Below are 12,874 nucleotides of genomic sequence, written 5' to 3'. Positions count from 1 at the left end.
AAGAATGTATAATGAGTATAGATTGTTATGCACATACTTGCTAAAGTGGCGAGAGAATACGGCGGTATCACCCTTGTGCGTACCGCCGTTTTTCTATGTGACTATAAAGTTTTAATCATATAATCAGATTATCTGATACGAAGGAGTGAAATATTTTGGCTGAATTACTTCAGATTAAAGATTTGGAAGTGTCTGTAGAAGAGAAGAAAATTCTTAAAGGCATTAATTTAACAATAAATAAAGGTGAGATTCACGTCGTAATGGGTACGAATGGTGCTGGTAAATCCACATTGGCAAATGCTATTATGGGTAACCCATTGTATACAGTCGATAAAGGTTCTATCGTATTTGATGGCAAGGATATTACAGAAGATGCTGTAAATGATCGTGCAAAAGCAGGCATCTTTATGTCATTCCAAAGCCCGATTTCCGTTCCTGGTATTACTGTAGAAAACTTCATCCGTACTGCAAAATCTACAATTACAGGTGAAAATGTACGCGCGTTGGCTTTCAAAAAAGAATTGAAAGAAAAAATGGATGCATTGTCCTTTGATACATCCTATGCACAACGTTATGTAAACGAAGGTTTCTCCGGCGGGGAACGCAAGAAAAATGAAATTCTTCAAATGTCTATTTTAAATCCAAAATTGGCTATCCTTGACGAAACTGACTCTGGTCTTGACGTTGATGCTGTTCGCATTGTATCCGAAGGTGTTAATCGTTTCCATAATGAAGATAATGCAGTATTAATCATCACTCACCACAATCAAATTTTACAAAAATTAAAACCTGATTTTGTACATGTTTTGATCAATGGTAAAATCGTTAAGACTGGTGATGCTTCATTGGTTCGTGAAATTGAAGAAAAAGGTTACGACGCATACAAAGCATTAGCATAGGAGGCAACATGGAAGAAAGAAAGAAAACCCAAGTTGCGGATATGGACCGTGGTGTCTATGATATAAAGAATAATTTTGAGTATTCCTATATTGCTGATGCTGGGTTAACAGAAGATATTATCCGTGAAATTTGGTCTAATAAAAATGAACCGGAATGGATGCTTGACTTCCGTTTGAAATCCTTAGAAATTTACAATCGTATGGAAATTCCTAATTGGATTCCTGATATTTCTGGCTTAGATATGGAACATATTTACACATATGTAAAGCCTAAAGTAGATATGAAGGGCGATTGGAATGAAGTACCTGACGATATTAAGAGCACATTTGATCGCCTCGGTATTCCAGAAGCAGAAAAAACATCTCTTGCAGGCGTAGGTGCCCAATATGACTCCGAAGTCGTATATCACAGCATTCAAGAAGATCTTGTAAAACAAGGCGTAATTTATACTGATATTGAAACAGCACTTCATGAACATGAAGAAATCGTAAAAAAATACTGGATGACATTGATTCCTCCTACAGATCATAAATGGGCAGCTCTTCATGGTGCCGTTTGGTCTGGCGGTTCCTTTGTATATGTTCCTGCAGGCGTGCAAGTGGATATTCCATTGCAATCCTATTTCCGTTTGAATGCACCAGGTGCTGGTCAGTTCGAACACACGATGATCATCGTAGAAGAAGGTGCTAAGGTACACTTTATCGAAGGTTGTTCTGCTCCTAAATACGATGTATCCAATCTTCATGCAGGCGCAGTAGAATTGTTCGTTAAGGATAACGCTACGTTGCGTTATTCCACAATTGAAAACTGGTCTAAGAATATGTACAACCTCAATACCAAACGTTGTGTTGTAGGTAAAGGCGGTACTATTGAATGGGTATCTGGTTCCTTTGGTTCTCACGTATCCTGTTTGTACCCAATGAGTATCCTTAATGGCGAAGGTGCTCATGCTGAGTTTACAGGCGTAACATTTGCCGGTGAAGGTCAATTCCTTGATACTGGTTGTAAGGTGGTTCACAATGCACCATATACGACAAGTAATGTAAACTCTAAATCTATCTCCAAATCCGGTGGTGCTGCTATTTATCGTGGCCTGTTGAAAATTGGTCCTAATGCAGAACATGCAAAAGCAACTGTATCCTGTGAATCTTTGATGTTGGATGAAATTTCTCAATCCGATACAATTCCAGCTATTATTGTAGAAAATGATAATGTCGATTTAGGTCATGAAGCTAAGATTGGCCGTATTTCTGATGAAGCTATTTTCTACCTTATGACGCGTGGTATTAGTGAAGAAGAAGCTCGTGCAATGCTTGTTCGTGGTTTCGTAGAACCAATTTCTAAAGAATTGCCATTGGAATATGCTGTTGAAATGAATAATCTAATCAATCTTGAATTAGAAGGTTCTATCGGTTAAGGAGGTACTATGAGCGAATTACTATTTAATGAACTTCCTAGACCTACCTTTAGATGGTTGCGTGTTAACCATACTCCAGCAAGTCTTTGGGGAGAATCAGACAAAACTACAGCTGTATTGGTAAAAGGTAATGATGCCATTATAAGCCCATTGCCAGCTGGTACAGCTTTGATGAATACAAACTATAAAGGTGCTAATGGTGAGGCTGTAGCTAAGCTTGTAAGCGAAGCTGAAGGCTATCGTATCCATGTGCCTGCTAAGGCAAAAGAAGTGGTAGGTATTCGCATTGATGCGAGTGCACGTATTGCCAGTCGTTTCCAATTTATCGTTGAAGAAGGCGCCGACGTAGAAGTACAATTCTTCTTAGATGGTGGTACAAAAGAGGCGACTAATATTCAATATCTTAATGAATACGATGTAAAATCTAATGCCAAGATTGTCGTTAAAAAAGTAAATCTTTTAGATGAAACTGTACAGCATATCGAACATCGCTATACAAAACTAGAGGATAATGCCGATGTGGAATACATCAATGTAGAAATTGGTGGCAAAGAAAACTTCTTAAACTATGAACATGATTTACAAGGTGAATCTAGTAAAATCGTTCATGACATTGCTTATTTAGGCAATAAGGAACAAAAATTTGATATTGCTATGCTCATGACACATGGTGGTAAAAAATCTTTTAGTGATATTCATACATTAGGCGCCTTAAGCGATACATCTAAAAAATCCTTCCGTGGTACATTGGATTTCCTTCGCGGTGCCGTTGCCTCTGAAGGTGCTGAAGAAGATACATGTTTATTGTTAGATCCTACTGTTAAATCTATTTCTCTACCATTGTTATTGTGTAAAGAAGATAATGTAGTAGGTAATCATGCAGCTAGTGCAGGACAAATTGATCAAAATAAATTGTTCTACCTCATGAGCCGTGGTTTTAGTGAAGTAGAAGCTAAACATATTATTGTAGAATCAATGATTCGACCAATCATCGATCGCATTGGTGATGACGTGATTGAAGAAGCTGCTTTGATTGCAGTACGTAATAAGATTTAAGAGGATTGACTATGAGACCTATTACAGAAGCATATAAGGATTTTCCTATTTTACATAAAGAGCATAATGGTCATCGCCTTATCTACTTAGATAGTGGTGCAACGGCGCAAATTCCTCAAATGGTAATGGATCGCCTTACAGACCATATGCTTCACCATAATGGTAATCCACATCGCGGTTCTCATATCCTCGCTATTGAAGCGTCGGAAGCGTATGAAAATGCACGTGACCGCGTTGTTGAGTTTATCAATGCCCGTGAGCGAGAAGAGGTTGTCTTTACCCGTAATAGTACGGAATCGATGAACCTAATCGCTCATAGCTATGGCGCTAATTTTGTTACAAAAGGTGATAAGATTGTCATTACTGTTGCAGAACATCATGCCAATCTTGTTACATGGCAATATGTTGCTGAGAAAACAGGTTCTACATTAGAGTATATGTACTTAGATGAATCAGGCCATTTGAAAGATGGTGAAATCAATAAGATTGATGAAAGTACTAAAATTGTGGCATTTGCCCATGTGAGCAATGTTCTTGGCATGGAATTTCCTGTGAAAGAATTGACTGAAAAAGCTCATTCTGTAGGGGCTATTGTCGTTCTTGACGGAGCTCAATCTACACCTCATATGAAGGTAGATGTACAAGCCTTGGACTGTGATTTCTTCGTATTCTCTGGTCATAAAATGTGTGCTTCTCAAGGTATTGGTGTGCTCTATGGGAAACGAGAATTACTTGAAAAAATGCCACCATTCTTACTCGGTGGTGATATGATTGAATATGTAAAAGAACAATCTACTACATTCAATGAATTACCATATAAATTCGAAGCTGGTACACCAAATGCTCATGGTGCTGTAACATTACATGCCGCTATTGATTATCTCGAATCTTTCGGCATGGATGCTATTGATGCACATGAAGAAGAATTGGTATCCTATGTATTGCCTAAGATGCTTGAAATCCCTCATGTTCACGTATTGGGATCTCAAAACCCTCGTGAAAAACATGGCGTTATCGCTTTTACAATAGATGATGTACATCCTCATGATGTAGCGACTATCCTTGATTCTAAAGGTATCTGTGTACGCTCTGGACATCATTGTGCACAACCTTTGGGCGCATTCTTTCACGTAGCTGCATCTACACGCCTCAGCATGTATTTATACACGCGTAAAGAAGATTTAGATGCATTCTTAGAAGTATTAAAAACTGTCCGTTCGGTAATGGGCTTTAAAGATTAGGAGACATTCACATGGAAATGGATCAATTGTATACGGAACTTATTTTGGAACATAATCAAGATAAGCGTAATAAACGTGAGTTAAGTGAATTTACTGCTTCCGAACATGGGCACAATCCAAGTTGTGGTGATGATTTGACGCTACAAATTGATGTACAAGATGGCATTATTAAAGATGCAGCTTACACAGGCTCTGGTTGTGCTATCAGCCAAGCTTCAGCATCCATGATGATTGATATTATCAAGGGTAAATCTGTAGAAGAAGCATTGCGTTTGGTAGAATTATTCTTGGGTATGATAAAAAAAGAGGTTACCGACGAATCTAAGCTTGAAGATTTGGAAGATGCTATGGCCTTACAAAATATTTCTAATATGCCTGCTCGTGTAAAATGTGCTGTATTAGCATGGCATACATTAAAAGAGGCTTTAAAGAAATAATTATGAATAAGACCATTATTTTTGACTTGGATGGAACCTTAACAGATTCAGAAGAAGGAATTTTGAAGAGTGTCACATATGCACTCGAATCTTTTGGATATGAAATTCCACCTCATGAAACATTGTTATTATTCTTAGGCCCTCCACTTGTAGATTCATTTCAAGAACACTGTGGCATGGTATTAGAAGAAGCAGAAAAAGTATATAAAAAGTTTGGTGAACGCTATGGTACCATTGGTAAATTCGAAAATCAATTGTATCCTAACATCATCGACCTATTGGACAAGGTTAAAAATGAACATTATACTGTGGCCTTGGCTACGGCTAAGCCAGAAGTTTATGCACGCGAGATTTTAGATCATTTTTCTATTACACAATACTTTGATGTCATTGTAGGTGCCAATTACAAAGAAGGCTTGGTTCATAAGAAAGAGATTCTACAAAAGGCTATCGAATTGTGTGGTAATCCATTAACTGATGATACGGGACGTCGTCTAGTATACATGGTAGGGGATAGAAAATACGATGTTGAGTCAGGCAATGAATTAGGTTGTATATCTATAGGTGTTACCTATGGATATGGTACCGAAACAGAGTTAAACGATGCAAATGCAGAATATCTTTGCGATGATGTAGATGATATTGTTATGACCTTGGACTTAGAGGAAATGCTTGTTCGTAGATAAGACTATTAACGTTCATATTAAAAGGCTAGAGATTTGTCTCTAGCCTTTTTGACGCAGTAAAAAGACCTTGTTCGTATTGAGCAAGGTCTTTTAGATTTTTCTTATGTTATTTTTTTAGGCCACTTTTTTTAGCTAATGATTTAATAACCTTAGCGCTTTGTTTTTTGAGTTTGCCCCCAGTTTGTTTTAATTGGATACGTGTACGGAATACACGACCAAGCGTTGTAATTTTGGTTTTGCGACGCGGTTTCATATCGCGTTCGTTACCAAAATCGCCACGTTGGACAGTGGTTGCTTTTACTTTTTCAGATCCAAATGATTGACGTAAGGATTTCATAAATTGTGTAAGTGGTAGAGTACGATTGAAGGCGAATAAATCAACTGCTACATAACCCAATTCTGGATACGCATGTAATGTGAAATGAAATTGTTTTGCAATAGCAAGAACGACAATTTCATCATCCATAACTTGATAGTTAATTTCGTCTAATTCAATATCTGCTAACTCAAATGCAGCAGCTACACTTTCTTGTACGGCTGCAGCGGAAGAGAGGGATTCTTCATTGCAAGAATATAAATCTAGTAATAATTGATGACCTAATGCATCTGCCATTGTAGCACCTTCTTTCGTACATACATTATTATATCTTTAATATTATACATTGAATTCTTATATTAGTCTATTCGTAGAAATATTTACGTACATACATTGATTTGTTGGACAATTCATGTAATAAATTTAGGTAATTCGGTAATAGTCAAATAATAATTTATAAAAATTTGACTTTATATTTGACAATAGTCAAATAATCAAATATAATAAAGCTATATTAAAAGAACAAAAAGACAAATTAAGAGATAAATTTATAAAGAGGTGTTATTATGAGCGTTATAGCTGATAAAATAGAAAAATTTATACTTAATAAATTAACAGAAGAACAAGAAAGATTGATTTTAAAGAGAAATGAGTTGGCCGATGAATTAGATTGTGCACCATCTCAGATTAGCTATGTATTGAGTACGCGTTTTTCTAATGAACGAGGATTTGATGTTGAATCTAGACGTGGATTAGGTGGATATATTAGAATTCGTAAGTTGCAACCAGAATCTTCTAATATGGTACCAGCAGTGACAACCTATCATATCTATGAAGGTCTAAATCGCGTGGAACGGTTAATCGATTTACGCGATGTTGATCAATCTTTATTTCAATTGTTACAAGATAATAAAATTACAAAGCGCGAGGCTCAAATGATGCATAATTCATTTGCCAGCATCATTGAACATGTAGATTATGAATCTAGAAATGATGCAATTCGCAATCTTTATGCATCCATGATAGAGACATTGCGGAAGGAGTGATGTCATATGAAATGCGATCATTGCCATACAAACGAAGCAACAGTGCATATGACAAATATCGTTAATAATCAAAAAACAGAACAACATTTATGTTCGTCCTGTGCTAATAAATTACAAAAAGATGGTAAGTTATCTCCCTTTAGTTCTTTCGTAAATGATATTTGGGACAATGACTTTTTCTCCAATGATTTTTTCAAAAATATGGTGTACCCAGACCATATGTTGCAATCACAGCAGATGAAACGCTGTCCAAATTGTGGAAATACATTTGAAGATTTTAATCGATTTGGGAAATTTGGATGTCCTAGTTGTTACGAAACTTTTAAAAATCAGATTGCATCATTGGTTCAACGCATTCAAGGGTCAGTTGAATATGAAGGACGCGTACCAAACCAAGGGCATAATGTGTTTAAAGCACAATATGAAATTAAGCAATTACGACGTCAATTAGAAACGGCTATCGGTGATGAAAACTTTGAAGAAGCAGCTCAAATTAGAGATAAAATCAAAGCTTTAGAATCGAAGGTCGATAGTAAAGAAAATTGAGGAGGATAGTATGTTTGATAATATATTAGATGCAGCCCTTAGTAAATGGCTCCAACATACGCCATCCGATTCAGATCATATCGTTATTTCTAGTCGTATACGATTAGCTCGGAATTTCAGAGACACATTATTTACCAATAAAAATGATGGAGCCGCTCTACATCATGTTGATTCCATTGCACGTGGTTTGGTTACTACGTTAAAAAATTCCGATAATCAAGATTATTACTGTATTAGTCTTGATAAATTATCCGATACAGAGCGTGCTATTCTTGTGGAAAAACATTTGATTAGTCCTGTTATGGCTGAAAAAATGCCATATCGTAGCTTACTTGTATCCGATGACGCATCGGTAGCAATTATGGTTAATGAAGAGGACCATTTGCGCATACAAACTATGGAGGCGGGCCTGAATTTAATAGATGCTTTTCACCATGCAGAACGCATTGATGATGCTATTGATGAGAAGCAACCATTTGCATTTAATGAATCTTTTGGCTATTTAACTGCATGCCCAACGAATGTGGGTACCGGTTTACGCGCCTCTGTTATGCTTCATCTTCCTGCATTAGCAATGACTGGACGCATTAATCGTCTTGTTCGGAGTATTGTTCAGCTTGGCTATTCTGTGCGCGGTTTATATGGCGAAGGTTCTGACGCATTAGGTCATATGTATCAGGTGTCTAATCAACGTACGATGGGCATTAGCGAAGCCGATACCATTGAGCAATTGACGAAAATTGTAGAAGGTATCATAGCAGAAGAGCGAAAATGTCGTCAAACATTGGTGCACAATGATAAAGATGGTCTTGAAGATCATTTGTGGCGGTCCTATGGTATATTGCGATATGCAAGGTCTATAAGTGGTCAGGAGTCCTTAGAAAAATTAAGCGATATCCAATTAGGTGTAGATTTAAATATCTTACCAGCATGGTCGAACGATAGTTTTAATGAGTTGGTGGCTATTACAAGACCTAATTTTTTACTTAAATATATGGGAAAAGAAGAGATAAGTCCTCAAGAATGTGATAATTATAGAGCAACAGTTATTAGAGAAAAACTTTCACAAAAATAATAAGTGATTTTCCTGTTTTCTATGATATTTAAGAATACTATTCATGGAGATATTCAAGAAATTCCATTTTATATAGATTGATAAAATGTACCTTCATTTTATGAATGAAGTTTATATAAAGAGCGCAAACTGATGTTTGCGAACGAGGTAATACATATGATGCAACGATTTACAGATGATGCACAACGAGTGTTATCCTTCGCCCAAGAAGCGGCCTTAGAACTAGGGCATGACTATGTGGGAACGGAGCATGTACTCATCGGGCTCATAAAGGTTAAAAATGGTGTTGCCGCAAAGGCTCTTAATGAGCTTGGTCTCAGTGCAGAGACTATTATTGAAGATGTTGAAGAGCATATAGGACGAGGTAATAAGAAGGCTAGTTCCGTCTATATGACTCCCCGTGTAAAACATGTGCTGGAGTTAGCTGTTGAAGTGGCTAATCATATGAACCACAATTATGTGGGGACAGAACATATTCTATTAGGTCTGTTGAGCGATGGTGGTGGCATAGCAGTAGGTATATTGCGCAATCATAATATTCGTGCAAATGATATTGTGGATACGATTCGAACAATTCTCGGATCTTCTGACAGCGCTAGTCATAGTGGGGAAGATAGAAAAGACAATAGTTCATTAGGTGAACTTGCTGATTTTAGCACAGATTTAAATGAATCGGCTAAGCAAGGTAAAATTGACCCCGTTATTGGTCGAGATAAGGAGATTGCGAGGGTCATTCAAATATTGAGTCGCCGCACTAAAAATAATCCGGTGCTTATCGGTGAACCAGGTGTAGGTAAAACCGCTATTGCAGAAGGGTTGGCTCAGCGCATCGTAAATGGTAATGTACCAGAAATTTTGCGTAATAAGCGAATTATTTCATTGAGCATCAGTTCCATGCTAGCCGGTGCAAAATATCGTGGTGAATTTGAAGAACGATTAAAAAAAGCAATCGATGAGGTTCAAAAACATGACGATATGATTATATTCATCGATGAAATTCATACATTAGTTGGCGCTGGTGCTACTGAGGGCGCTATGGATGCTGCGAATATTTTAAAACCTGCATTGGCTCGTGGTGAGTTTCAAGTGATTGGCGCTACAACCTTGGATGAATATAAAAAACATATAGAAAAAGATGCTGCTTTAGAACGCAGATTTCAACCTGTTCTTGTTGGTGAGCCATCCGAGGAAGACGCACTTGAAATTTTAAAAGGATTACGTGATCGGTATGAGGCCTTCCATAAGGCAAAGATTACCGACGAAGCATTGGCAGCCGCGGTTTCACTATCCAGTCGTTATATTACGGATCGGTTCTTGCCGGATAAGGCTATTGATGTTGTCGATGAGGCAGCATCTAAGGTGCGGATGAAAGTGTTTTCTGCCGCACCCGATGTGAAAGCATTGGAGACACAATTAGCAGATGTAAAAAAGGAAAAAGAAGCTGCTGTAACAGCTCAAGAATTTGAGAAGGCGGCTGAGATGCGCGATGAAGAAAAGCGCATTGAAAAGGAAATCAACGATAAGAAAAAAGTAGCTAAGGAAAATAGCGACGCTAAGTTAGTTGTGACTGACGAAGATATCGCCTCTGTTGTAGCACAATGGACGGGGATTCCTGTTTCTAAAATCGCACAGGAAGAATCTGAATCATTATTACATCTAGAAGAAGAGCTTCATAAACGTGTCATTGGTCAAGATGAGGCTGTTGTGGCCGTTTCTAAGGCTGTTCGCCGTGCTAGAGCTGGTTTAAAAGATCCTAAACGTCCTATTGGGTCATTCTTATTCTTAGGACCTACTGGGGTTGGGAAAACCGAATTGGCTCGTGCCCTAGCTGTTGCCTTATTTGGTGATGAGACGGCGATGATTCGCCTAGATATGTCCGAATATATGGAAAAGCATACTGTATCGCGTTTAGTTGGGGCGCCTCCAGGCTATGTTGGCTATGAAGAAGGGGGCCAATTAACTGATGCAGTTCGCCGAAAACCATATAGCGTAATTCTACTTGACGAAGTAGAAAAGGCTCATGCAGATTTCTTTAATATCTTATTGCAGGTTCTTGATGATGGTCGATTAACAGATAGTCAAGGTCGCACTGTTGATTTTAGAAATACTGTTATCATCATGACGAGTAATCTAGGTGCTAAAGCTCTGCGCAAGGATTCACCTGAACTAGGATTTTTAGCAGCTAAAAAGGCTGATAGCAACACTGAAGATACTAATGGGGTTAATTTTAAGGAAGCAAAAAAATCTGTTATGGATTCGGTAAAACGCCATTTCCGTCCTGAATTTTTGAATCGTATCGATGAAATGATTGTATTCCATGCTTTAACGTCAAACGATTTAAAACAAATTGTTACAATTTTAATGGATACTGTAGTAAAACGTCTTGGTGATATGGGATTATCACTAGAAATTTCACCAGCTGCTATGGATTTGCTTGTGAAAGAAGGATCTGATTTCTCAATGGGCGCACGTCCATTGAAACGAGCTATTCAACGGTTAATTGAAGATCCTATATCAGATCTTATTTTACAAGGTAATGCTCCTGAAGGAGCTATCATCAAGGCTGATGTAGAAGATGAACACATTGTGGTAAAAGCTTCTAAATAATTGGGAATAGATATTGTTTTCATACAGTCTTTTATGTAAAATTTAATGTCAAAATGGTATACTATTAGTGATAATAGTTGACCGTAGTATAAATTATGCACAAAAGGTCATGAGTGAATTATCATTCATGACCTTTTACTTTTCATGGGGGTTGTATGGCAAAGGTAAAAACAGTTTTCTTTTGTAATAATTGTGGTGCTGAATCTGCCAAGTGGATGGGAAAATGCCCTCAATGCGGTGAATGGAATACACTGGTTGAAGAAGTGGTGAAAGATACTAAACATAGTCGTACACCATCTGTGCGTGGTGTGGGCACCAATACGACTAAACCTGTGGCATTACCAGATATTGAAATGTCCGCTGTATCAAGAATTCCTACAACATATAAGGAAATAGATAGAGTGCTTGGTGGCGGTATTGTGCCCGGTGCATTAATGTTATTAGGTGGTGACCCTGGTATTGGTAAATCAACACTGCTTTTACAAGTGTCTCAAAAAGTGGCCGATACAGTTGGTACTGTTTTATATGCATCTGGTGAAGAATCACAATTACAATTAAAATTGCGAGCGGAACGATTACATATTAATAGCGAACGATTACATGTGATAGCCGATACAGATTTAGACCATATTCTTGAGGTCGCATTAGATCAAAAACCATCATTACTGGTCATCGACTCCATACAAACAATGTTTACTGCAGATATCGAAGCCGCTCCTGGTAGTGTTAGTCAAGTTCGTGAGTGTACATCGCGTTTATTACGGTTTTGTAAAGAACAGAATATTCCCACCATTATCATTGGTCATGTAACAAAGGAAGGCAATATTGCAGGCCCTCGTATGCTTGAACATATGGTGGATGTAGTACTCTATTTTGAAGGGGAACGTTCCTATCAGTTTCGTATATTACGAGCCATCAAAAATCGTTTTGGTTCCACATCGGAAACCGGTATTTTTACCATGATTGAAGATGGTTTAGCAGAGCTGGCTAATCCGTCGGCGTCCTTGTTAGCTGAACGAGCAGATGATGAAAGTGGTAGTGCGGTCATGATTTATCTAGAAGGGGTTCGTCCCATTCTGGTAGAGGTTCAAAGTTTGGTAGCTACAACAGCCTTTGGAATGCCAAGGCGTACGGCTATTGGCTATGATTTGAATCGTCTAATTGTGCTACTAGCAGTATTGGAAAAACGCTGCGGCTTTACGTTGGGCAATAAGGATGTCTACGTCAATGTAATCGGTGGGTTAAAGGTTAATGAACCGGCTTGCGATTTATCGATGGCCGTTGCCATTGTATCCAATTTAAAAAATCGCGTAGTGCCTCATGACATGGTGATTCTTGGAGAGGTTGGATTGACCGGTAATGTTCGTAGTATCCCACGCATAGAACAACGTATTAATGAAGCTAAGAAATTGGGCTTTACAAAGTTTATTATCCCAGAAGGGAACTATAAGCAAATTAAGCACGATGATAAGTCTATTCAAATCCGTGGGGTTACGTCAATTGCACAAGCGATGCAACTCGCATTTTCTTAATACATGTTATAGTTC

Annotated in this window: 12 protein-coding genes; 11 read left to right on the top strand and 1 reads right to left on the bottom strand. The window is 37.9% G+C overall.

The window, feature by feature from the left end; translation table 11 throughout:
* Positions 1-155: 155 nt before the first annotated feature.
* Genes sufC through VAHSUH02_RS06055 form a run of 6 tightly spaced genes read left to right on the top strand, consistent with a single transcriptional unit; the run spans position 156 to position 5,737 of the window.
* Complete coding sequence (gene sufC, locus VAHSUH02_RS06080; protein WP_005383480.1) at positions 156-899, top strand: Fe-S cluster assembly ATPase SufC; 744 nt, start codon at positions 156-158, stop codon at positions 897-899.
* A gap of 8 nt (positions 900-907) precedes the next feature.
* Positions 908-2,317 (top strand): Fe-S cluster assembly protein SufB, encoded by a 1,410-nt coding sequence (gene sufB / locus VAHSUH02_RS06075; protein ID WP_005379968.1) that lies wholly within the window; start codon positions 908-910, stop codon positions 2,315-2,317.
* Between the two features lie 9 nt (positions 2,318-2,326).
* The gene (locus VAHSUH02_RS06070; RefSeq protein ID WP_005383478.1) at positions 2,327-3,373 is read left to right on the top strand and encodes a SufB/SufD family protein; all 1,047 of its coding nucleotides are present in this window, start codon (positions 2,327-2,329) and stop codon (positions 3,371-3,373) included.
* 11 nt (positions 3,374-3,384) lie between these two features.
* On the top strand, positions 3,385-4,614 hold the full coding sequence (locus tag VAHSUH02_RS06065; protein WP_005383476.1) for a SufS family cysteine desulfurase: 1,230 nt from the start codon (positions 3,385-3,387) through the stop codon (positions 4,612-4,614).
* A gap of 11 nt (positions 4,615-4,625) precedes the next feature.
* Positions 4,626-5,051 carry a Fe-S cluster assembly sulfur transfer protein SufU gene (sufU, locus tag VAHSUH02_RS06060; protein ID WP_005378700.1) on the top strand — a complete coding sequence of 142 codons (426 nt, stop codon included), beginning with the start codon at positions 4,626-4,628 and terminating at the stop codon, positions 5,049-5,051.
* A gap of 2 nt (positions 5,052-5,053) precedes the next feature.
* The gene (locus VAHSUH02_RS06055; protein WP_038148807.1) at positions 5,054-5,737 is read left to right on the top strand and encodes an HAD hydrolase-like protein; all 684 of its coding nucleotides are present in this window, start codon (positions 5,054-5,056) and stop codon (positions 5,735-5,737) included.
* 106 nt (positions 5,738-5,843) lie between these two features.
* On the opposite strand, the gene VAHSUH02_RS06050 is transcribed toward VAHSUH02_RS06055, so the two are convergent.
* Positions 5,844-6,350 carry an S-adenosylmethionine decarboxylase family protein gene (locus VAHSUH02_RS06050; protein ID WP_005378718.1) on the bottom strand — a complete coding sequence of 169 codons (507 nt, stop codon included), beginning with the start codon at positions 6,348-6,350 and terminating at the stop codon, positions 5,844-5,846.
* Between the two features lie 269 nt (positions 6,351-6,619).
* On the opposite strand from VAHSUH02_RS06050, the gene VAHSUH02_RS06045 reads away from it, so the two are divergent.
* The 5 genes from VAHSUH02_RS06045 (at position 6,620) to radA (ending at position 12,859) form a co-directional block, all read left to right on the top strand.
* Complete coding sequence (locus tag VAHSUH02_RS06045; RefSeq protein ID WP_005383471.1) at positions 6,620-7,099, top strand: CtsR family transcriptional regulator; 480 nt, start codon at positions 6,620-6,622, stop codon at positions 7,097-7,099.
* A 6-nt stretch (positions 7,100-7,105) separates the two neighbouring features.
* Positions 7,106-7,645 carry a UvrB/UvrC motif-containing protein gene (locus tag VAHSUH02_RS06040; protein ID WP_005379925.1) on the top strand — a complete coding sequence of 180 codons (540 nt, stop codon included), beginning with the start codon at positions 7,106-7,108 and terminating at the stop codon, positions 7,643-7,645.
* 10 nt (positions 7,646-7,655) lie between these two features.
* Positions 7,656-8,720, top strand: a complete 1,065-nt coding sequence (locus VAHSUH02_RS06035; protein WP_005383469.1) for a protein arginine kinase — start codon at positions 7,656-7,658, stop codon at positions 8,718-8,720.
* A gap of 156 nt (positions 8,721-8,876) precedes the next feature.
* The gene (locus VAHSUH02_RS06030; RefSeq protein ID WP_038148805.1) at positions 8,877-11,327 is read left to right on the top strand and encodes an ATP-dependent Clp protease ATP-binding subunit; all 2,451 of its coding nucleotides are present in this window, start codon (positions 8,877-8,879) and stop codon (positions 11,325-11,327) included.
* Between the two features lie 155 nt (positions 11,328-11,482).
* On the top strand, positions 11,483-12,859 hold the full coding sequence (gene radA / locus VAHSUH02_RS06025) for a DNA repair protein RadA (protein ID WP_005383464.1): 1,377 nt from the start codon (positions 11,483-11,485) through the stop codon (positions 12,857-12,859).
* Positions 12,860-12,874: the final 15 nt, after the last annotated feature.

The sequence above is a fragment of the Veillonella atypica KON genome (genome assembly GCF_002959915.1).
Classification (GTDB): Bacteria; Bacillota; Negativicutes; order Veillonellales; family Veillonellaceae; genus Veillonella; species Veillonella atypica.
Note: the sequence above shows the minus strand (reverse complement) of the source record. Positions and strands in the feature narration are given on the sequence as shown.

What these genes read in the sequence shown, in the direction of transcription:
- VAHSUH02_RS06050 (WP_005378718.1), bottom strand. Translation starts at nt 6,350, where the DNA reads ATGGCAGATGCATTAGGTCATCAATTATTACTAGATTTATATTCTTGC.
- VAHSUH02_RS06045 (WP_005383471.1), top strand. Translation starts at nt 6,620, where the DNA reads ATGAGCGTTATAGCTGATAAAATAGAAAAATTTATACTTAATAAATTA.
- VAHSUH02_RS06065 (WP_005383476.1), top strand. Translation starts at nt 3,385, where the DNA reads ATGAGACCTATTACAGAAGCATATAAGGATTTTCCTATTTTACATAAA.
- VAHSUH02_RS06055 (WP_038148807.1), top strand. Translation starts at nt 5,054, where the DNA reads ATGAATAAGACCATTATTTTTGACTTGGATGGAACCTTAACAGATTCA.
- VAHSUH02_RS06030 (WP_038148805.1), top strand. Translation starts at nt 8,877, where the DNA reads ATGATGCAACGATTTACAGATGATGCACAACGAGTGTTATCCTTCGCC.
- VAHSUH02_RS06040 (WP_005379925.1), top strand. Translation starts at nt 7,106, where the DNA reads ATGAAATGCGATCATTGCCATACAAACGAAGCAACAGTGCATATGACA.
- VAHSUH02_RS06035 (WP_005383469.1), top strand. Translation starts at nt 7,656, where the DNA reads ATGTTTGATAATATATTAGATGCAGCCCTTAGTAAATGGCTCCAACAT.
- radA (WP_005383464.1), top strand. Translation starts at nt 11,483, where the DNA reads ATGGCAAAGGTAAAAACAGTTTTCTTTTGTAATAATTGTGGTGCTGAA.
- VAHSUH02_RS06070 (WP_005383478.1), top strand. Translation starts at nt 2,327, where the DNA reads ATGAGCGAATTACTATTTAATGAACTTCCTAGACCTACCTTTAGATGG.
- sufB (WP_005379968.1), top strand. Translation starts at nt 908, where the DNA reads ATGGAAGAAAGAAAGAAAACCCAAGTTGCGGATATGGACCGTGGTGTC.
- sufU (WP_005378700.1), top strand. Translation starts at nt 4,626, where the DNA reads ATGGAAATGGATCAATTGTATACGGAACTTATTTTGGAACATAATCAA.